Origin of the sequence: Nonomuraea sp. NPDC049758, from assembly GCF_040674635.1 — a bacterium.
Classification (GTDB): Bacteria; Actinomycetota; Actinomycetes; order Streptosporangiales; family Streptosporangiaceae; genus Nonomuraea.
Genome location: NZ_JBFAMZ010000021.1, coordinates 83,019 through 101,751, shown reverse-complemented (window position 1 = coordinate 101,751; position 18,733 = coordinate 83,019). Strand labels below are relative to the sequence as shown.

General features: G+C 71.8%; 19 protein-coding genes. 5 read left to right on the top strand and 14 right to left on the bottom strand.

The window, feature by feature from the left end; translation table 11 throughout:
- The first annotated feature begins 53 nt into the window (after positions 1 to 53).
- Positions 54 to 425: a hypothetical protein gene (locus AB0J46_RS40700; RefSeq protein ID WP_364340111.1), complete on the top strand. Its 372-nt coding sequence runs from the start codon at positions 54 to 56 to the stop codon at positions 423 to 425.
- A gap of 74 nt (positions 426 to 499) precedes the next feature.
- Positions 500 to 2,809 carry an excinuclease ABC subunit UvrA gene (locus AB0J46_RS40695; protein ID WP_364340109.1) on the top strand — a complete coding sequence of 770 codons (2,310 nt, stop codon included), beginning with the start codon at positions 500 to 502 and terminating at the stop codon, positions 2,807 to 2,809.
- 69 nt (positions 2,810 to 2,878) lie between these two features.
- On the opposite strand, the gene AB0J46_RS40690 is transcribed toward AB0J46_RS40695, so the two are convergent.
- Positions 2,879 to 3,754 carry a hypothetical protein gene (locus AB0J46_RS40690; protein ID WP_364340107.1) on the bottom strand — a complete coding sequence of 292 codons (876 nt, stop codon included), beginning with the start codon at positions 3,752 to 3,754 and terminating at the stop codon, positions 2,879 to 2,881.
- A 41-nt stretch (positions 3,755 to 3,795) separates the two neighbouring features.
- Positions 3,796 to 4,689 carry an LD-carboxypeptidase gene (locus AB0J46_RS40685; RefSeq protein WP_364340105.1) on the bottom strand — a complete coding sequence of 298 codons (894 nt, stop codon included), beginning with the start codon at positions 4,687 to 4,689 and terminating at the stop codon, positions 3,796 to 3,798.
- A 101-nt stretch (positions 4,690 to 4,790) separates the two neighbouring features.
- On the opposite strand from AB0J46_RS40685, the gene AB0J46_RS40680 reads away from it, so the two are divergent.
- Entirely contained in the window at positions 4,791 to 5,675 is an 885-nt protein-coding gene (locus AB0J46_RS40680; RefSeq protein ID WP_364340103.1) for a sulfotransferase, read from the top strand.
- Here AB0J46_RS40680 and AB0J46_RS40675 read toward each other — a convergent pair.
- The 5 genes from AB0J46_RS40675 to AB0J46_RS40655 form a co-directional block, all read right to left on the bottom strand.
- Positions 5,647 to 7,536, bottom strand: coding sequence for an ABC transporter ATP-binding protein (locus AB0J46_RS40675; protein WP_364340101.1), 1,890 nt, complete (start codon positions 7,534 to 7,536; stop codon positions 5,647 to 5,649). The genes AB0J46_RS40680 and AB0J46_RS40675 overlap by 29 nt on opposite strands.
- Before the next feature lie 107 nt (positions 7,537 to 7,643).
- Positions 7,644 to 8,471 carry an enoyl-CoA hydratase/isomerase family protein gene (locus AB0J46_RS40670; RefSeq protein WP_352363543.1) on the bottom strand — a complete coding sequence of 276 codons (828 nt, stop codon included), beginning with the start codon at positions 8,469 to 8,471 and terminating at the stop codon, positions 7,644 to 7,646.
- A 145-nt stretch (positions 8,472 to 8,616) separates the two neighbouring features.
- Complete coding sequence (locus AB0J46_RS40665; protein WP_352363545.1) at positions 8,617 to 8,832, bottom strand: helix-turn-helix domain-containing protein; 216 nt, start codon at positions 8,830 to 8,832, stop codon at positions 8,617 to 8,619.
- 113 nt (positions 8,833 to 8,945) lie between these two features.
- Positions 8,946 to 10,544, bottom strand: a complete 1,599-nt coding sequence (locus AB0J46_RS40660) for an ABC-F family ATP-binding cassette domain-containing protein (protein ID WP_364340099.1) — start codon at positions 10,542 to 10,544, stop codon at positions 8,946 to 8,948.
- A gap of 157 nt (positions 10,545 to 10,701) precedes the next feature.
- Positions 10,702 to 11,280: a helix-turn-helix domain-containing protein gene (locus AB0J46_RS40655; RefSeq protein ID WP_364340097.1), complete on the bottom strand. Its 579-nt coding sequence runs from the start codon at positions 11,278 to 11,280 to the stop codon at positions 10,702 to 10,704.
- 86 nt (positions 11,281 to 11,366) lie between these two features.
- On the opposite strand from AB0J46_RS40655, the gene AB0J46_RS40650 reads away from it, so the two are divergent.
- Positions 11,367 to 12,191: an NAD(P)H-binding protein gene (locus tag AB0J46_RS40650; RefSeq protein WP_364340095.1), complete on the top strand. Its 825-nt coding sequence runs from the start codon at positions 11,367 to 11,369 to the stop codon at positions 12,189 to 12,191.
- 23 nt (positions 12,192 to 12,214) lie between these two features.
- Here the strand turns inward: AB0J46_RS40650 and AB0J46_RS40645 are convergent, their stop codons facing one another.
- Entirely contained in the window at positions 12,215 to 12,868 is a 654-nt protein-coding gene (locus AB0J46_RS40645; protein ID WP_364340093.1) for an acVLRF1 family peptidyl-tRNA hydrolase, read from the bottom strand.
- A 119-nt stretch (positions 12,869 to 12,987) separates the two neighbouring features.
- Between AB0J46_RS40645 and AB0J46_RS40640 the strand changes: the two genes are divergently transcribed.
- Entirely contained in the window at positions 12,988 to 14,013 is a 1,026-nt protein-coding gene (locus tag AB0J46_RS40640) for an EAL domain-containing protein (RefSeq protein ID WP_358300100.1), read from the top strand.
- Positions 14,014 to 14,020: 7 nt separating this feature from the next.
- Here AB0J46_RS40640 and AB0J46_RS40635 read toward each other — a convergent pair whose 3' ends face one another.
- From AB0J46_RS40635 to AB0J46_RS40610, 6 genes are all read right to left on the bottom strand, one after another.
- Positions 14,021 to 14,626, bottom strand: coding sequence for a response regulator transcription factor (locus AB0J46_RS40635; protein ID WP_358300103.1), 606 nt, complete (start codon positions 14,624 to 14,626; stop codon positions 14,021 to 14,023).
- A complete protein-coding gene (locus AB0J46_RS40630) occupies positions 14,623 to 15,756 on the bottom strand; it encodes a sensor histidine kinase (RefSeq protein WP_364340091.1) in 1,134 nt (377 codons plus the stop codon). The genes AB0J46_RS40635 and AB0J46_RS40630 overlap by 4 nt, the downstream gene beginning before the upstream one ends.
- Positions 15,753 to 16,487 carry an ABC transporter permease gene (locus tag AB0J46_RS40625; RefSeq protein ID WP_364340089.1) on the bottom strand — a complete coding sequence of 245 codons (735 nt, stop codon included), beginning with the start codon at positions 16,485 to 16,487 and terminating at the stop codon, positions 15,753 to 15,755. The genes AB0J46_RS40630 and AB0J46_RS40625 overlap by 4 nt, the downstream gene beginning before the upstream one ends.
- A complete protein-coding gene (locus tag AB0J46_RS40620) occupies positions 16,487 to 17,371 on the bottom strand; it encodes an ABC transporter ATP-binding protein (protein ID WP_364340087.1) in 885 nt (294 codons plus the stop codon). The genes AB0J46_RS40625 and AB0J46_RS40620 overlap by 1 nt, the downstream gene beginning before the upstream one ends.
- 70 nt (positions 17,372 to 17,441) lie before the next feature.
- Positions 17,442 to 18,287 carry an ATP phosphoribosyltransferase gene (gene hisG / locus AB0J46_RS40615; protein ID WP_352325534.1) on the bottom strand — a complete coding sequence of 282 codons (846 nt, stop codon included), beginning with the start codon at positions 18,285 to 18,287 and terminating at the stop codon, positions 17,442 to 17,444.
- Positions 18,288 to 18,345: 58 nt separating this feature from the next.
- Positions 18,346 to 18,609, bottom strand: coding sequence for a phosphoribosyl-ATP diphosphatase (locus AB0J46_RS40610; protein ID WP_189652386.1), 264 nt, complete (start codon positions 18,607 to 18,609; stop codon positions 18,346 to 18,348).
- Between the last annotated feature and the right edge of the window lie 124 nt (positions 18,610 to 18,733).

The following is an 18,733-nucleotide window of genomic DNA, read 5'->3' as shown; positions in this document are numbered from 1 at the left end:
TCCCCGTCCCCGTCGCGGGCATGCTGGCCGTCAGGACCAGTGTGAGGAGAGAGATGCCGCGTTCCGCCCTGCTGTGGGCCGTGATCCTGATCGCCGGAGGCGTCGCCGCCGTGGCCGTGTGCGTGCTCACCGCGCCCGCGGTCGCGCCCGGCGCGCCGAAGGACGTCCTGGACTCCCCGGCGCTTCTGCCGGCCTTCGCCGCGCTGGCGGTCCTGGCCGGGCTGGCCGCGTGGGCCGTCCCGCATCCGTTGTGGGGGGTCGTCGCCGCCGCGCCGTTCTTCGTGCACTTCGCCGCCGGGGTGGTGAGCGAGCTGCGCGGGGGCGGGCAGGGGTTGTGGCCGGTCGGGCTGATGTTCCTGATCGGCCTGACGTTGCTGCCCCTGGCCGCCTCGCTCGTCACGTCGCTGATCGCCAGATCCCGCTGAGCCCCACGGCGACCGTACTGCGTACGGTACGATCGCCTACCCGCTCCCCATTTGATGTGACAAGAAGGGATTCTGTGGCCACCAGCGCCAAGTCCGACGCCGTACGCACCCGATCCGCCGATCACACCGCCGCCGACAGCCACGACGTCATCCAGGTCCGCGGCGCCCGCGAGAACAACCTCACCGGCGTCGACCTCGACCTGCCCAAGCGCCGCCTCACCGTGTTCACCGGCGTGTCCGGCTCGGGGAAGTCCTCGCTCGTCTTCGACACGATCGCCGCGGAGTCCCGGCGGCTGATCGACGAGACGTACACCACGTTCGTCCAGAACTTCATGCCGAGCCTGGCCCGTCCCGACGTGGACTCGCTGCGGAACCTCAGCGCGGCGATCATCGTGGACCAGGAGCGGATGGGCGCCAACGCCCGCTCGACCGTGGGCACCGCCACCGACACCTACACGATGCTCCGGATCCTGTTCAGCCGGCTGGGCTCCCCCCAGGTGGGGCCGCCGTTCGCGTTCAGCTTCAACCGCGCCGAGGGCATGTGCCCCGACTGCGAGGGGCTCGGCAAGGTCGCCGGCGTCGACGTCGACGAGCTGGTGGACCGGGACAAGTCGCTGAACGAGGGCGCCATCAAGATCCCCGGGTACGCGGTGGACACCTGGTACTGGCAGATCATGGTCGGCTCGGGCCTGTACGACCCCGACACCAAGCTGCGCGACTTCACCCCCGAGCAGTGGGCGGACCTGCTCGACAAGCCCGCCACGAAGATCAAGTACGGCACCAGCAACTTCACCTACGAAGGGCTGGTCACCAAGGTCAAGCGCCAGTACCTGGCCAAGGACCGCGAGTCGATGCAGCCGCAGGCGCGCGCCTTCGCCGACCGGGCGCTCAAGCTGACCGGCTGCACCGCCTGCGGCGGCTCGCGCCTGAACGAGGCCGCCCGGTCCTCCCGCATCGACGGCCGCAACATCGCCGACTGCTCGGCCATGCAGATCAACGACCTGGCCGAGTTCGTCAAGGGCATCGGCGACCCGAGCGTCGGCCCGGTGCTCCAGGGGCTGCGCGACACGCTGGACTCGCTGGTCGAGATCGGCCTCGGCTACCTCAGCCTCGACCGCGAGTCCGGCACGCTGTCGGGCGGCGAGGCCCAGCGGGTCAAGATGGTGCGGCACCTCACCTCCAGCCTGACCGACGTCACCTACGTCTTCGACGAGCCGACGGCCGGGCTGCACCCGCACGACATCCAGCGGATGAACAACCTGCTGCTCCAGCTGCGCGACAAGGGCAACACCGTGCTCGTGGTCGAGCACAAGCCCGAGGTGATCGAGATCGCCGACCACATCGTGGACCTCGGTCCCGGCGCGGGCACCGGCGGCGGGCGCATCTGCTACGCCGGCGACCTCGACGGGCTGCCCGGCTCGGGCACCCTGACCGGCCGCTACCTCGGCCACCGGGCCGCGCTGCGCGCCTCCGTCCGCCCGGCGAAGGGGCAGCTGGAGGTGCGCGGCGCCACGCTGCACAACCTGCGCGGCGTCGACGTGGACATCCCGCTCGGGGTGCTCACCGTCGTCACGGGTGTGGCGGGCTCGGGCAAGAGCTCCCTCATCCACGGGTACGTGTCCGGCCGCGAGGGCGTGGTGGTCGCCGACCAGTCGCCGATCCGCGGGTCGCGGCGCAGCAACCCGGCCACGTACACGGGCGTGCTCGACCCCATCCGCACGGCGTTCGCCAAGGCCAACGGCGTCAAGCCGGCCCTGTTCAGCGCGAACTCCGAGGGCGCCTGCCCGGCCTGCAAGGGCATCGGCCTGATCTACACCGAGCTGGCGATGATGGCCGACGTGGCCTCGGTGTGCGAGGCGTGCGAGGGGCGCCGGTTCACGCCGGAGGTGCTGACGTACCGGCTGCGCGGCAAGAACATCAGCGAGGTGCTGGAGATGCCGGTGGCCGAGGCGCGCGCGTTCTTCCCGAGCGGCCAGGCCAGGACGATCCTCGACCGCCTCGACTCGGTCGGCCTGGGCTACCTCGGGCTCGGCCAGCCGCTCACCACGCTGTCGGGCGGCGAGCGCCAGCGGCTCAAGCTGGCCATCCACATGGCCAGGAACGGCACCACGTACGTGCTGGACGAGCCCACCACCGGCCTGCACCTGGCCGACGTGGACCAGCTCCTGGCCCTGCTGGACCGGCTGGTGGACGACGGCAACACGGTCATCGTCATCGAGCACCACCAGGCGGTGATGGCCCACGCCGACTGGATCATCGACCTGGGTCCCGGCGCCGGCCACGACGGCGGCCAGGTGGTGTTCACCGGCACCCCGGCCGAGCTGGTGGCGAAGGGCGACTCGCTCACCGCCGTGCACCTGCGCGACTACGTGGGACAGGCGTGATACGACGCCCCCTGGGCCACCGGGCTCAGGGGGCCCGCCCGGCCCGAACCGGGTGACGCCCCGCGGGCCTCAGACGGCCAGGCGGGCGAGGATGCGGGCGAACTCCGGCGGCGGCGCCACCACCAGCCTCGTCTGCCCCTGCTGCAACACGATGTCGGCCTTGATCAGGGTCAGCCGTCCCTGGTGCCACCAGTAGACCTGCGCGCTCAGCCCGCCGGTGCGGGCCGCGTGCACCCGCAGGCGTTCGATGGCTCGCACCACCCCGATGCCGTCCACCGGGCGCACCAGCACCGTGTACGGGTCCGGCAGCACCACCAGCACCCCGTCGGCGGGCACCGTGAGGTGGTCGCCGAGCCAGCGCAGGTGCGTGGCGGCCGACGGGTGGGTGCCGGTCAGCCGGGTCACCGGCGTGCCGCCCAGCTCGATGCGCTCGACCTGCAGCCGCTCGGCCCGCCGGACGTTCGCCACGGCCAGGTCGAGCGCCTGAGCCGTCGGGACGGGCCAGCAGCCGGCCTCCTCGGGCCGCACCAGGCGGGAGCCGACGGTCAGCAGCTCCACCAGGTCGGCGTTGAGGTGCCGCCCCACCACCCGGGTCAGGTCGGGGACCTCGTCCACCGCCTCGACCCGGGTGCGCAGCAGGGGCGCGGCCTGGTCGAGGTCGCAGGCGTCGTAACGCTCGTCGGCGGTGGCCAGGGCGTGCGCCAGGTGCTCGGAGACCAGCACCGGCCAGTCCTCCCTGGCCCGGCGCCCGGCCTCGCGGCGCAGCCCGGTCAGCCTCACCACCAGCTCCGCGACGCCGTCGCCGCGCAAAGTCAGCGACGCGCCGTCGCGGGCGAACTCGCACACGAACCCCAGGGAGTCCGCGACGAGGCCGAGCAGGGAGTCGAGGTCGACGTCCTCGATCGGCCGGCGGGGGGGCTCCCGGTCACGCCTGAAGAAGCTCACACACCGTCCCCTCTGTCGGATTCGTCCCTTTAGGTGTCTTCCTACCTTGCCTGCTCGCCATCGCGGAACGGACCAGCCAGGGAGCACGATTCGGTATCGATAACCCCAAGCTCCCCCAGCCACACGCTCATCTGTGGTGACCCGTGCCCCACCGGAAGCCCCGCCACCACCGGCACCCCGAGCGGCGCCAGCCGGTCCGCCAGCACCGGGTACGGATCGCCGCAGTCCACCCACGACCCGAGCGCGATCCCCCGCACGCCGTCGAACGCCCCGGCCTGCAGCAGTTGCGTCAGCATCCGGTCGATCCGGTACGGCTCCTCCCCGATGTCCTCCAGCAGCACCAGCTTGCCGTCGAACGAGGGCTGGTACCGGGTGCCGCACATCGAGGCCAGCAGCGACAGGTTGCCCCCGGTGAGCACGCCCTCGGCCCGTCCGGGCACCAGCACCCGCTCGCCCCGCACGGTCGCGCTCTCCCCGGCCAGCGCCGCCCACAGGCTCTCCCACGAACGCGGCTCGGGGCCCTGCTCGGCGGCGATCGTGTCGCAGGCCGTCATCGGCCCGTGCAGCGTGGGCACGCCCAGCTCGATCGCGAAGGCGTTGTGCAGGGCCGTGATGTCGCTCGACCCGACCAGCACCTTGGGCCCGGCCGCGCGCATGGCGTCCCAGTCGAGCAGGCCGAGCAGCCGGGCCGCGCCGTAGCCGCCCCGGCCGCAGAACACCACCGACACGGCCGGGTCGCACCAGGCGGCCTGGAGGTCGGCGGCGCGGGCGGCGTCCTGGCCGGCCAGGTAGTCGAGATCCTGGCGGTCGAGCGCGTGCGCCCCCGCCACCACCTTCAGCCCGAGGGCCTCCAACCGCTCGACGCTGCGCTGGAACAGCACGGGTGAGGGCGGCCCCGACGGCATGACGATCGCGACGGTGTCACCTTGCTGCATCGGTCAACTCCTGCACGCCTGGGAGCGCCTGGGCCCGGGTAAGCACCGAAACGCTGATTGGCTCGTTCACCTGCCAAACGGTGTCACACTTGTGGTCCAGTATGCGACTTCCGCCCCACATCCTCGTGGTCAACGGCATCAAGGTCCGCAGGCCCGTCTTCCTGCTCGGCGCCCCGCACTCCGGCGCGGACCTGCTGGCCCGCGCCCTCAAACGCTCCCCCGGCTTCCACGTCACGACGGGCCGCGCGAGCGTGGCGCACGTCGTGTACGCCTTCGCCCGCAAACCGTCCATCGGCCGCACGTCGGGCGCGGTCCGCGTGCTGCGCGACGCGCTGGCCGAGTCCTGGCAGGTCTCCCCGCGCTCGTGCGGGCAGTGCGCCGAGCCGTGCCGGGAGGCGGGCGGCGTGACCGGCAGCGGGCCGTGCGTGGAGCCCGGCGAGGTGACGCGGTTCGGCGACGGCAGCCCCGACCTGCTCTACAGCGCGCCCGTGCTGCTCCAGGCGTTCCCCGACGCCCGCTTCGTCCAGCTCATCAGGGACGGCAGGGACGCCGTCGCCGGCATGCTCGCCGACCCGGCGTGCCTGGCCTGGTTCAAGCCCGCGATGCTCTCCGACAGCACCGAGTTCCCCAACGCCTTCCTCGGCGTCAACAAGGACGAGCACCTCGACCGGTGGAAGGGCATGCCCGCGGCGGGCAAGGCGGCGCTGCGCTGGCGCAGCGCCGTGCGGCTGAGCGCCGAGCTGCGCCGGGAGCTGCCCGAGCGGCAGCTGCTCACCGTCCGCTACGAGGACCTGGCGCTCAAGCCCGCCGACACGCTGGCCGCGCTCACCGAGTTCCTGGAAACGCGGGTGTCCAAGATCGCGCTGTACGGCTCGCGCGTCCCCGAGGTCGGCGCCTGGCGGGCCCGGCTGCGGCCGGCCGACCTGGAGCTGGTGGAGAAGGTCGCCCGGCAGGAGCTCACCCGGCTGGGCTATCTCCCGAGCTGAACTGGGTGCGGTAGAGCTCGGCGTAGTGGCCGCCGCGCGCCAGCAGCTCATCGTGCCGGCCGCGCTCGGCCACGCGCCCGTCGTGCACGACGAGGATCTCGTCGGCCTCCCTGATCGTGGACAGCCGGTGGGCGATGACCAGCGACGTACGGCCGTGCAGGGCCGTCTTGAGCGCGAGCTGCACGGCCGCCTCGGACTCGGAGTCGAGGTGCGCGGTCGCCTCGTCGAGCACGACCACGCGCGGCGCCTTCAGCAGCAGCCTGGCCAGCGCCAGCCGCTGCTTCTCGCCGCCGGACAGCCGGTAGCCGCGGTCGCCGACGACGGTGTCGAGCCCGTCGGGCAGCCCCTCGACCAGGTCGCCGATCTGCGCGGCCCGCAGCGCGTCGCGGATCTCCTCCTCGCTCGCGCCGGGCCTGGCGTAGCGGAGGTTGGCCCCGATCGTGTCGTGGAACAGGTGGGCGTCCTGCATGACGACGCCGACGGTGTCGCGCAGCGAGTCGAGCGTGGCCTCGCGCACGTCGAGCCCGTTGATCCGGACGGCCCCCTCGTTGACGTCGTAGAGCCGGGAGACCAGGGAGGTGATGGTGGTCTTGCCCGCGCCGGAGTGGCCGACCAGCGCGATCATCTCGCCGGGCCGGGCGGTGAAGGAGACGCCCTTCAGCACCTCCTGCGACGGGCCCCCGGAGTCCTGGCGGGCCACCGACTCCAGGGAGGCCAGCGAGACCTCCTCGGCCGCCGGGTAGCGGAAGCGCACGTCGTCGAACTCGATGGTGACCGGGCCCTTCGGCACCGGACGCGCGCCGGGCCGCTCGGCGACCATCGGCTTGAGGTCGAGGATCTCGAAGACGCGGTCGAAGCTGACCAGCGCCGTCATCACGTCGACGTGCACGTTGGACAGGGACGTCAGCGGGCCGTACAGGCGCATCAGCAGGGCGGTCAGGGCCACCAGCGTGCCCAGCTCGAAGGCGCCGCCGACGGCGAGCACGCCGCCGATGCCGTAGACCAGCGCGGTGGCCAGGGCCGCGACCAGGCCGAGCGCCACCCGGAACACCGTGCCGTACATGCCGACGGTCACGCCGACGTCGCGGACGCGCCCGGCCCGGGCGGCGTAGGTGGCCGCGTCGTCCTCGGGCCGGCCGTAGAGCTTGGCGACCATCGCGCCGGCCACGTTGAAGCGCTCGGTGGTGACCGAGCTCATCTCGGCGTCGAGCTGCATCTGCTCGCGGGTCAGCGCGGACATGCGCCGGCCGACGTACTTGGCGGGCACGATGAAGATCGGCAGCAGCACCAGCGCGACCAGCGTGACCTGCCACGACAGCGCCAGCATCGCGCCCAGCACCAGGACCAGGCTGACCACGTTGGACACCACGGACGACAGCGTGCTGGTCAGCGCCCGCTGGGCGCCGATCACGTCGCTGTTGAGCCGGCTGACCAGCGCGCCGGTCTGCGCCCGCATGAAGAAGGCCACCGGCATGCGCTGCACGTGGTCGAAGACCTCGGTGCGCAGGTCGTAGATGAGCCCCTCGCCGATGCGCGCGGAGAACCAGCGTTGCGCCAGCGTCAGCGCGGCGTCGAGGACGGCGAGCGCGGCGATGGCCACGGCCAGGCCGATCACCACGTCGGTGCGGCCGGTCAGGATGCCGTCGTCGATGATCGCCTTCATCAGCAGCGGGTTGGCCACCACGATCACCGCCCCGGCCACCACCAGCAGCAGGAACGCCGCGATCTTCCTGAGGTGCGGGCGCGCGTGCCTGCCGATGCGCCGGACCGTGCCCGGCGCGATGCGCTGCTTGGTCACCGAGCCGTCGCGGCGCAGTGACATCCAGACCTGAGGGCCGAAGCCCCCTCCCATCATCGCCATACGGGGGATCCCTCCTCCTCCCCCGGATTCAGCGTCGCGAGGCCCTCCGGCGATTCCGCGATCCGCTCACGGCGAACCGGAGCCCCGCCTCCGGCCGGCCGGCCGTCCTACCGCGGGCCGAACAGGGCTTTGATGCGCTTGGCCTGCTCCCTGCCCTCGGCCGCGCTCTGCTCCTCCAGGGTGCGCGCCCGCGCCCCCTGGAGGAGGCGCTTCGTCGCCACCGCCGCGTCCCGGTTCGTCGACAGCAGCTCCGCGATCTTGTTCTGTACGGTCTTGTCCAGGTCGCCCCCGGCGACCACCTGCTCCGCGAGGCCGATGCGCATGGCCTCCTCGGCGTACACGTTCCTGGCGGTCAGGCAGATGTCGATCGCCTTGGCCAGTCCGACCAGCTCGACCAGCGGTTTGGTCCCCGTCAGATCCGGGACCAGGCCCAGTGCGGGCTCTTTCATGCAGAAGGTGACGTCGTCGGCCACGATGCGCAGGTCACAGGCGAGCGCGAGCTGGAACCCCGCGCCGATCGCGTGGCCCTGCACGGCGGCGATGGAGACGATCTCCGGGCGGCGCAGCCACAGGAAACCGTCCTGTGCCTGACGTATGCGCTGCTCGAAGGTCTCGCCGTCGGTTGCGGCGGCCGAGCTGAACGAGCCCTGTCCGGGCACTCCCTCCGGTGTGAACATCCGCAGGTCGATTCCTGCCGAGAAGGACGGTCCCTCACCTTTCACGACGACGACGCGCACCTGTTCGGGAAGGCTCTCCCCGATGCGAGCCAACGCCGACCATGTCGCGAACGTCTGGGCGTTGCGCTTTTCCGGCCGGTCCAGCGTGATCGTCGCTATCTCACCGTCCACCTCATAGCGAAGCCCGATCTCCGCCAGCCTTTCGGCAGAGACGTCCTCCGCGTTCCCCCCGCGCTGTGGTGCCTGTGCTTCCGCCATCGCCTGCTCCCTGTGTCCGGTCGCGCACGGGGTGCGCCACCAAGGCTGACCGTCGCGCCCGAGCTTACAGAATATGATTCTGGCTCGGGCGCGACAGCGGCTGACTAGGGACGGGCGGCTGCGGTCGCACGTTCCGAGACAGCCGTCAGCGCTTGGTCTTGCCTCGAGTCGCCCCGCCGCGCCCGCGCAGAGTCACACCGGACTCGCTAAGGATGCGGTGGATGAACCCGTAAGACCGACCGGTCGAAGCGGCCAGGGCGCGGATGCTCTCGCCCTGTGCGTAGCGCTTCTTGAGATCGCCGGCCAGTTTTTCCCGGTCGGCCCCGGTGACCCGGGTGCCCTTCTTCAGTGTCTCGGCCACGAGTACCTCCTGTAGTGCCGGACTTCCGCAGCGTTACTCCGCCATGATCAGTCATTTCAGCGGGATCGGCTACCTACTCCACGGGAAAAGATCCGTACCCACTCAAATTAAGATCAGGCAAGTGCCACAAGATCGGAAAATTCGTCGCTCCACGCGTCTTCAGTTCCGTCAGGCAGCAAGATCACCCTATCCGGTGACAAGGCGTCAACGGCACCCTCGTCATGGGTGACGAGGACGATTGCTCCTGAATACGACCTCAGAGCGTTGAGAACCTGCTCGCGACTGACCGGATCGAGGTTGTTCGTGGGCTCGTCGAGCAGCAGGACGTTGGCGCTCGACAGCACCAGGATCGCCAGCGCGAGCCGGGTCTTCTCGCCGCCGGACAGGACGCCGGCGGGCTTGTCGACGTCGTCGCCGGAGAACAGGAACGAGCCGAGGACCTTGCGCAGCTCGGTGTCGGTGAACTCGCCGCCCGCCGAGCGCATGTTCTCCAGGAGCGTGCGGGAGGGGTCGAGGGTCTCGTGCTCCTGGGCGTAGTAGCCGACCTTCAGGCCGTGACCGGGCCGCAGCTCGCCGGTGTCGGGGGACTCGATGCCGCCGAGTATGCGCAGCAGCGTGGTCTTGCCGGCGCCGTTGAGGCCGAGGATGACGACCCTGTGACCTCGGTCGATGGCCACGTTGACGTCGGTGAAGACCTCCAGGGAGCCGTAGGACTTCGACAGGCCCTCGGCCATGAGCGGCGTGCGGCCGCACGGCAGCGGCTCGGGGAAGCGCAGACGGGCGACCTTGTCGCTCTGGCGCTCCTCCTCGGTGCCGGCCAGCAGGCGGTGGGCGCGGCGCATCATGTCCTGGGCCGCCTTGGCCTTGGTGGCCTTGGCGCGCATCTTGTCGGCCTGGGCCAGCAGCGCGCCCGCCTGCTTCTCGGCGTTGGCGCGCTCGCGCTTCCTGCGCTTCTCGTCGGTCTCGCGCTGGGCCAGGTAGGCCGTCCAGCCGACGTTGTAGTGGTCGATCACCGAACGGTTGGCGTCGAGGTGGAGGACCTTGTTGACCGTGGCTTCAAGAAGGCCGACGTCGTGACTGATGATCACCAAGCCACCTTGATGAGAGCGCAAAAAATCACGAAGCCACCCGATTGAGTCCGCATCTAGGTGGTTTGTCGGCTCGTCAAGAAGGAGAGTTTCCGCTCCGCTGAAAAGAATTCGCGCCAATTCCACGCGGCGCCGCTGACCGCCGGAAAGCGTTTGCAACGTCTGGCCGAGGACCCGGTCGGGCAGGCCGAGGCTGGAGGCGATGGAGGCGGCCTCGGACTCGGCCGCGTAGCCGCCGAGCACGTGCATCTGGTCTTCGAGCCTGCCGTACTTCTTGACGGCCTTCTCGCGGGTGCGCTCGTCGGCGGAGGACATGCCGATCTCGGCCTCGCGCAGCTTGCGCAGGACCTCGTCGAGGCCGCGCGCGGACAGGATGCGGTCGCGGGCCAGCACCTGCAGGTCGCCCGTACGGGGGTCCTGGGGCAGGTAGCCGATGCTGCCGGAGGAGGTGACCGAGCCCGCGGCGGGCAGCGCCTCCCCCGCGAGCACCTTGGTCAGGGTGGTCTTGCCCGCGCCGTTGCGGCCGACCAGACCTATCTTGTCGCCGGGGTTGACCCGGAAGGAGGCGTTCTCGATGAGCAGGCGCGCGCCCGCGCGCAGCTCGATGTCACTGGCGATGATCATATTGGCGGACACTCCCGAGCTAGGAAACGAGGATTGGGCGTGCGACCGCCGGTCAATCGGGAGTATGCATACAGATCAGTGTAGGGCCCCCGTGCCAGGCGCTACCTCTGCTTATAGGGGCTCCAGGTGCCCTCCGGTACGCCTGGGACAGGAGCCGTCAGGTCGGCAGCGCGGTCGCGGCGCCGGCGGCCATCCCGTCGAGCATGAGGTGCAGGTACTTCTCCGGACGGGCGGCCACGGGGGCGGGCAGCCCGTCGGGGTGGCAGGTGAAGACGTTGAGCAGGCTGACGACGTCCTCCCAGGTCACGTCGGGACGCATGCCGCCCTCGGCCTGGGCCCGGCGGACGAGCCCCTGGAGCAGCCCCAGCCAGCGTTCCTTGCTCTCGGCGAACTCCGCCGCGCCCGCGATGGCCTCCTGCGGCAGGTGGGCCAGCGCGGCGGCCAGGGCGATGCGGCCGGGGGCGGCGGCCCACAGCACGAAGCCGCGCAGCGCGCTCCAGGCGTCCCGCTCGCCGGCGACGGCGTGCTCCAGGGCCTCGGCCAGCGACTGGACGTAATGCTCGCCCATCGCGGCGATGAGCGCGTCGCGGTCGGGGAAGCGGCGGTAGAGGGTGCCGACGCCGACGCCGGCCTGCCGCGCGATGAGCTCCATGGGCGCGTTGACGCCGCGCTCGGCCATCACCCGGGCGGCCGCGTCGAGGATCTTGACCAGGTTCCTTCTGGCGTCCGCGCGCACGTCCCGACCTCCTAAGTGGACGAACAGTTTCCGCTTAGTGTACCGTCCGGGCAAGCGGACGAAGAGATTCCACTTAGGAGGCCATCATGATCGTGATCACCGGCGCGACCGGCTCCATCGGCCGGGCCCTGGTCGCCCAGCTCGCCGGCCGGGACGTGCTCGCGGTGTCGCGTACGCCCGCCGACCTGGGCGTACGGCACGCCGTCGGCGACTTCACCCGGCCGGAGACGATCGGCCGGCTGCTGTCCCCCGGCGACCGGCTGTTCCTCAACAGCTCGCCGTTCCCCGGGTTCGCCGAGCGGCTCAACGAGGTCGTCGATCTGGCCGCCGAGGCGGGTGTGGCGCAGATCGTCGAGGTCTCGGTACGCGACGCCGCCCCCGGCGCCGCGCTCAGCGCCGGGCCCCACGGCGAGGTCGACGAGCACCTGCGGGCCTCCGGCGTGCCGCACGCCGTGCTGCAGCCGACCGGGTTCATGCAGAACCTGCTCGGCGAGGTGCGCGGCGACCGCTTCCACGGCTCCTGGGGCGCCGGCGGGATGAACTACATCGACGCCAGGGACATCGCCGCGGTGGCCGCCGCCCTGCTGACCCGGCCGGTGGGCGCGTCGGGCTCGTACCTGCTGACCGGGCCCGAGTCGCCCACCCACGAGGAGATCGCGGCGACGATGACCCGCGTGCTGGGGCGTCCCGTGTCCTACGTGGACCTGCCGGTGCCCGAGATGGCCGCGCGGCTGGCCGGGCAGGGGATCCCTGAGCCGTTCGCCACCGAGCTGGCCACCACGCAGGCGACGCTGAGCCGGACCGGCTGGGCGGAGATCACCACCACCGTCGAGGACGTCACCGGCCGCCCGCCCCGCACCCTGGCCGCCTTCGTCGCCGACCACGCCGACGCCTTCCTCCCGGCGTCCTGACCGCCTGAACGACCCCTCAGGGCTCAGGACGGGTCGACCACCCGGATCCGGACGGCCCGGAACCGGGCGGGCGCGTCGCGCAGGACCGCGAGCCTCGGGTCGGGCACCACCAGGAACGGCTCGCTCTCCAGCGCGAACACCGGCGCGAGCCGCCGGTCGCCGCGCAGCGCGTCGACCGCCCGCCGGTCGCCGCCGAGCACCACCGCCTCCAGCTCGCCGAGCCGCGGCACGAGCACCCGCACCGCCGTCTCCGCCGCGCTGTCGAACGCCTGGGCCGCCTGCTTCTGCCGCCTCCTGGCGAAGCGCTGTTGCGACCACCCGCCGGCCGCCGTACGCCCCTGCACCAGCCGGGAGCCGACCTTGGAGTCCAGCAGCTCGGCGCCGTGGAACACCCCGGCCGCGTACCCGCCGAGCCGGACCAGCAGCACGCCCACCCGCCGCGCGGCCTGCGCGTGCGCGACCAGCCTGGTCACGTGCGGCGGGCCGGGGGTCATCGGCGGGAACGGCACGTGCAGCTCGGCCAGCGCGCCGTCGGCGGCGGTCAGGCGGACCACCCGGTCGTCGCCGGCGGCCTCGAAGGGGCCGTGGCGGCCGGCGAACCCGTCGATCCAGGGGTGCACGCGCTCGGGCGGCACCGTGACCCAGCGGCCGCCGCCTCTGGCTGGACGCGCGCTCATGCGGGAAGGGTAACCGAACGACATTCCCTTCACGAGAAGGGGGGAACTATAGCGGAAATGTCGGTGAACTTCGTTTCGGGGGGCTTCTGCCGAAACCGTGCCGGTCGGATCATCTGAACGTGTCCTCCCTGCTCACCAGCCCTGTAGTGGATCTCGACAACGGGGCCGTCATCGCGCAGCCCGCCGTCGTCGACCCGGCGGGCGTTCTCCGGGCGGCTCCGCTGCCCATGGTGCTGCCACTGCCGCTGCACGTGGTGCTCTCGGGCGCCGGGGCGCTGGCGCCGCTCCACGAGGCCCTGCGGCGGGCGGGCAGGCATCCTCGTGAGGCGATCCTGATGCTCACCGGAACGTGCCAGGAGCAGGACCGCCGCCTGCTGAAGGTCAGCCTCGACGGGCTGCGCACGATCGGCTACCTGCTGGGCTTCGCCGACGTGGGCGCGGGCGGCCCGGCGCTGGACGTCGTCACCGACTCCGCGCCGTACCTGCTGGCACTGGACGAGGAGCTGGTGACCAGGTTGCCCGGCGACCACCGGGCGGCGGCGGTGGCGCGCGCGGTGGTGACGCTGGCCCGCGGGATCGGCGCGCACGTGCTGGCCCCGGGCGTCGAGCGCGAGGGGCAGGTGGCGGTGGCCCGCGGCCTGGGCGTGCGCCTGGCCCACGGCCCGCTGCTGGCGCCCGGCCCCGACGGCAAGATCCGGGTGCCGCTCCCGGTGGCCGACGAGTCGCCGGACACGCTGATGCTCGGCCCGCGCGTGCAGGAGCTGCTGGTCCCGGCGGTGACGCTGCCGGCCGGGGCCAAGGCGGAGGAGGTCGTGGCCGCGTTCGGGCACGAGCCCACGATCACCAGCGTGATCCTGGTGGACGAGTACCAGCGCCCCAAGGGCAGCCTCGACCGCAGCCGGTTCCTGCTGTCCTTCGCCGCCCGGTACGGGCACGCCCTGCACGGCGCCAAGCCCGCCCAGCGCCTGGCCGACCCGCCGCGCACGGTCCCGAGGACGACCCCCGCCATCGCCGCCATGCAGGCCGCCGGCCGGGACGCGGCCCGCATCTACGACGACCTGGTGGTCACCGACGAGCTCAACCGCTGCCTGGGCATCGTCCGGGTGTCGGACCTGATCCGCCAGATCGCCGCCATGCGGACCTGAGATCCGGCTAGACCCAGCCCTGCGCCTTGGCCCGCCGCACGGCCTCGATGCGGTTGCGCGCGTGCGTCTTCTGGATGGCCGAGGACAGGTAGTTGCGCACCGTGCCCTCCGACAGGTGCAGGCGGCGGGCGATGTCCCCGATGGTGGAGCCGTCGGCGGCGGCGGCCAGCACGTCGCGCTCACGCGCCGACAGCGGGTTCGGCCCGGCGCTCAGCGCCGCCGCGGCCAGCCCCGGGTCGATGACCCGCTCCCCCGCCTGCACCCGGCGGATGGCCGCCGCGAGGTCCTTGGCCGGGCTGTCCTTGACCAGGAACGCCACCGCCCCGGCCTCCATCGCGGTGCGCAGGTAGCCGGGCCGCCCGAACGTGGTCAGGATCATCACCCGGCAGCCCGGCACCCGGGCGGCGATCTCGGCGGCGGCGGTGAGGCCGTCCTTGCCGGGCATCTCGATGTCGAGCAGCGCGATGTCGGGGGTCGCGGCGACCGCGACGGCGACGGCCTCGTTCCCGTCGGCCGCCTCGCCGACCACCTCGATGTCGGGCTCCAGACCGAGCAGCGAGGCCAGCGCGCCGCGGATCATGCCCTGGTCCTCGGCCAGCATCACCCGGATCACGCGGCCGTCCCCACTCTGATCGGCACCAGCACCCGCAGCCGGAACCCGCCCTTGGGCGCGCCGCCGGCCTCCATGGTGCCGCCCGCGCCCGTCACCCGTTCGCGCAGGCCGCTGAGCCCGCTGCCGGTGCCCTGCGGCTCGCCGCCGCGTCCGTCGTCCATGATCTCAAGGGTGGCGTGTTCGCCGTCGTACGTCACCTGGATCTCGCAACGGGCGGCCCGCGCGTGCCGTACGACGTTGGTGACGCCCTCGCGCACCGCCCAGCCGAACAGCCCGTCGAGCAGGTCGGGCAGCGGCGTGCCGGACACCCGCACCTCGGCCCGCACGCCCGCCGCGCGCAGCACCGAGCGGGCGCCGTCGATCTCCTCCGACAGGCTGCGCTGCCGGTAGCCGGTGACCGCCTCGCGCACCTCCACCAGCGCCTGCCTGGCCACGGACTCGATGTCGGCGATCTCCTGCCGCACCTGCGGCGACTCCTCGGCCAGCCGCCCGGCCAGCTCGCTCTTGAGCACGATCAGCGACAGGCTGTGGCCCAGCAGGTCGTGCAGGTCGCGGGCGATGCGCAGGCGCTCCTCCGTGGCCGCCAGCCTGGCCACCTCGCCCTGCGCCTCGTGCAGCCTCAACGTCAGCACCCGGCTGTTGCGGATGCTGATGAACAACACGCCCAGCGTGACGACCTGCAGCCCCAGGACGACGACGCCGGCGAACTCGTCGCCGGTCAGCACCCCGGCCGCCACCACCACCGCCAGGTTCACGCCCACCCCGGCCAGCGCCCAGGCGGGCGGGAGGGTGAACCCGTAGAGCACGACCGTGTAGACCGGCAGCGTGAGCCAGGCGCCGCCGAAGGCGAACGCGCTGACCACCGCGATCACCGCGGTCACCCCGAGCAGCGGGAAGGTGGCGCGCGAGCGCTCGTGGAAGCTCTTGGCGCTGATCACCGTGCCGGCGAAGCAGCCGATGAACGCGACCAGCGCCACGGCCCCCCAGATCGCCCGGGCGCCCGTGACGCCGCCCGCGACGATCTCGGCGATCGGGAAGACGAGGTAGACCATGCCGACGGACATCCCGAGCAGCCGCCGCCTGGGCGACGGCCGCCCGTCACCGAAGTGCAGCTTGTCGGCGAAACTCATGCCCGAACAGTAGCCCGGCGGTAGAGGTAGGCGGCAGCCCCGCCCAGGACGACCGCCCATCCGCCGACCACCAGCACGTCGGTCAGCGCGACGCCGTGCCCGGCGACGATGCTCCAGCCGAGGCTCGCGTAGTGGTAGGAGGGCATGATGTCGGCCACGGTCCGCATGGTGTCGCCGAACACCTCGGGCGGGAACCACAGGCCGCCCGCGATGGCCAGGACGAACATGCAGATCATCGCGGCCGGCTGCGCGGCGTCGGCCGTCAGCAGCGACCCGATCGCCAGGCCGAGCGCGATGAACGGGATCGTCCCCAGCCACATGGCCAGCAGCAGCGGCACCCACCGGCCGACCGGCATCGACACGCCCTGCTGGACGACCCCGACGACGGCCACCAGCAGCAGCGAGGGCAGCACGAGCAGCATGGCGGTGCCGAGCTTGGTGGCGATGATCATCCAGTTCGGCAGCGGGGTGATCTGGAGCTGGCGCAGCCAGCCGGACTGCCGTTCGGTCGCCCACGGCACCGCCGAGCTCATCATCGACGAGGCCAGCGCCCCGTAGGCGGCCATGGAGACCATCAGCACGACGCTGTAGCTCACGCCGGCGCCGTCGGTCTGCTTGCCGTAGATGTTGGCGTTGATCAGGTACAGCACGACCGGGAAGATGACCACGAAGATGATGTAGCGCCGGTTGCGCAGCATGCGCATCGCCTCGGTCTTGGCGTAGAACAGCATCAGGACTCCCTGGTGAGCGCGAGGAAGGCGTCTTCGAGGTCGGCGCCGGTGAGCTGGAGGCCCCTGACGTCGAGCTCGGTGCCCCGGAACAGGGCGGCCACGGTCGCGTCGGGGTCGGAGGTGTGCAGCGTGGCGGTGCCGGCGGCGACCTCGACGGCGGTGACGCCGGGCAGCCGGTCGAGCCCGGCCGCGGGCTGATCGCCCAGCGTGAAGCGGACGACCTGCCCGCCCACGCCCGCCTTGATCTCGGCGGCGGTGCCGTCGGCGGCCAGCCGCCCGCGGGCGATGACGATCACCCGGTCGGAGTGCTCGTCGGCCTCCTCCAGGTAGTGGGTGGCGAACAGCACGGTCCTGCCGCCGGCGGCGTAGTCGTGCATGCTGGCCCAGAACCGCAGCCTGGACTCCACGTCCATGGCCGCGGTCGGCTCGTCGAGCAGCAGGATCTTCGGCGCGCCCGCGATGGCCAGGGCGAACCTGACGCGCTGCGTCTGGCCGCCGGACAGCTTGTTCGCGCGCCGCTTGACCAGGTCCGACAGGTCGGCCAGCTTGAGGATCTCGGCCAGCGGCAGCGGGTCGGGGTACAGCCGGCGGACGACCTCGATGAGCTCCTTGACCGACAGCTCGGGGATGAGGGCGCCGTTCTGGAGCATCGCGCCCAGCTCGCCGGAGCGCACCGCGTGGTCGGGCGTGCGGCCGTGGATGCTGATCGTGCCGCTGGTGGGACGGAGCAGGCCGAGCAGCATGTTGATCGAGGTGGACTTGCCCGCGCCGTTGGGGCCGAGCAGGGCCACGGTCTTGCCAGGCTCGATGGCGAGCGAGAGGTCGTCGACGGCAAGCACGTCCCCGTAGCGCTTGCTGACCTGGTCGAACACGATGGCGTTCATGTCAGCAAACGCTACGGGCGCGGCTTTTCCCCCGTTAGTGTGATCCTTCCGGGGTTGACGGTGACATTTGTCAGAGGCGGCAGGCGTAGATGTCGGTGACCAGGATGGCCCGCGCGCCGATGTCCCAGAGCTGGTCCATCACCTGCTGGTGGCCCTTGCGCCGGACCATGGCCCGGACGGCGACCCAGCCCTCGCGGTGGAGCGGCGAGACCGTGGGCCCCTCCATGCCGGGCGTGAGGGCGATGGCCTCCTCGATGCGCTCGGCGCGGATGTCGTAGTCCATCATCACGAAGTCGCGGGCGTGCACGACGCCCTGCAGGCGGCGGACGAGCTGGCCCATGCCCGGCGTCTCCGGCGCGCTCTGCCGCTTGATCAGCACGCCCTCCGAGCGCATGATCGGCTCGCCGAACACCTCCAGGCCGACGTTGCGCAGCGTGGTGCCGGTCTCCACGACGTCGGCGACCGCGTCGGCCACGCCGAGCCGGATCGCGGTCTCGACGGCGCCGTCGAGCTTGATCACGCGGGCGTCGACTCCCTGGTCGGACAGGTACTTGTCGAGCAGCCCCGCGTAGGAGGTGGCGATGCGCTGACCGTCGAGGTCTTTGACCGACGACATCGTGCCCGCCTTGGCGGCCAGGCGGAAGGTGGAGCCGCCGAAGCCGAGCGGCATGATCTCCTCGACCGGCGCGCCGGAGTCGATCAGCATGTCGCGGCCGGTGATGCCGAGGTCGAGGGTGCCCTCCCCGACGTAGACGGCGATGTCGCGGGGACGCAGGAAGAACAGCTCGCAGCCGTTGTCCTCGTCGACGACGACGAGCTCCTTGCTGTCCCTGCGGGACCGGTAGCCGGCCTCCTTGAGCATGTTCTGGGCGGCTTCGCTGAGCGCGCCCTTGTTCGGTACGGCCAGACGCAGCATGTTCGGGTCTTCTTCCTCACTCATGATCGATGGGACGCCGGGGCGGGCGCGAGGCGCCCTAGAGATGCTTGTACACCTCGTCGAGCCCGATGCCCTTGGCGATCATGAGCACCTGCACGTGGTAGAGGAGCTGGGAGATCTCCTCCGCCGCCCTGTCGTTCGACTCGTGCTCGGCGGCCATCCAGCTCTCGGCGGCCTCCTCGACGACCTTCTTGCCGATGGCATGCACGCCGGCGTCGAGCGCGGCCACGGTGCCCGAGCCCGCGGGCCTGGTACGCGCCTTGTCTGACAGCTCGGCGAACAGCTCTTCGAAGGTCTTCATGGTCTCTCTCGTCGGTCGGTTGGCGTGCCTGACAAGCCTAGTCTGCGCGCGACGGTGACGCCGCCCGGAGTCCGCCACGCGAGACGGCCGCTTCCTGCCCGTCGTCCGGGCGCCGCTTGGTCTC

What these genes read in the sequence shown, in the direction of transcription:
- AB0J46_RS40685 (WP_364340105.1), bottom strand. Translation starts at nt 4,689, where the DNA reads ATGCAGCAAGGTGACACCGTCGCGATCGTCATGCCGTCGGGGCCGCCC.
- AB0J46_RS40645 (WP_364340093.1), bottom strand. Translation starts at nt 12,868, where the DNA reads ATGAGCGCGCGTCCAGCCAGAGGCGGCGGCCGCTGGGTCACGGTGCCG.
- AB0J46_RS40610 (WP_189652386.1), bottom strand. Translation starts at nt 18,609, where the DNA reads ATGAAGACCTTCGAAGAGCTGTTCGCCGAGCTGTCAGACAAGGCGCGT.
- AB0J46_RS40630 (WP_364340091.1), bottom strand. Translation starts at nt 15,756, where the DNA reads ATGAGTTTCGCCGACAAGCTGCACTTCGGTGACGGGCGGCCGTCGCCC.
- AB0J46_RS40700 (WP_364340111.1), top strand. Translation starts at nt 54, where the DNA reads ATGCCGCGTTCCGCCCTGCTGTGGGCCGTGATCCTGATCGCCGGAGGC.
- AB0J46_RS40650 (WP_364340095.1), top strand. Translation starts at nt 11,367, where the DNA reads ATGATCGTGATCACCGGCGCGACCGGCTCCATCGGCCGGGCCCTGGTC.
- AB0J46_RS40670 (WP_352363543.1), bottom strand. Translation starts at nt 8,471, where the DNA reads ATGGCGGAAGCACAGGCACCACAGCGCGGGGGGAACGCGGAGGACGTC.
- AB0J46_RS40625 (WP_364340089.1), bottom strand. Translation starts at nt 16,487, where the DNA reads ATGCTGTTCTACGCCAAGACCGAGGCGATGCGCATGCTGCGCAACCGG.
- AB0J46_RS40620 (WP_364340087.1), bottom strand. Translation starts at nt 17,371, where the DNA reads ATGAACGCCATCGTGTTCGACCAGGTCAGCAAGCGCTACGGGGACGTG.
- AB0J46_RS40660 (WP_364340099.1), bottom strand. Translation starts at nt 10,544, where the DNA reads ATGATCATCGCCAGTGACATCGAGCTGCGCGCGGGCGCGCGCCTGCTC.
- AB0J46_RS40680 (WP_364340103.1), top strand. Translation starts at nt 4,791, where the DNA reads ATGCGACTTCCGCCCCACATCCTCGTGGTCAACGGCATCAAGGTCCGC.
- hisG (WP_352325534.1), bottom strand. Translation starts at nt 18,287, where the DNA reads ATGCTGCGTCTGGCCGTACCGAACAAGGGCGCGCTCAGCGAAGCCGCC.
- AB0J46_RS40675 (WP_364340101.1), bottom strand. Translation starts at nt 7,536, where the DNA reads ATGGCGATGATGGGAGGGGGCTTCGGCCCTCAGGTCTGGATGTCACTG.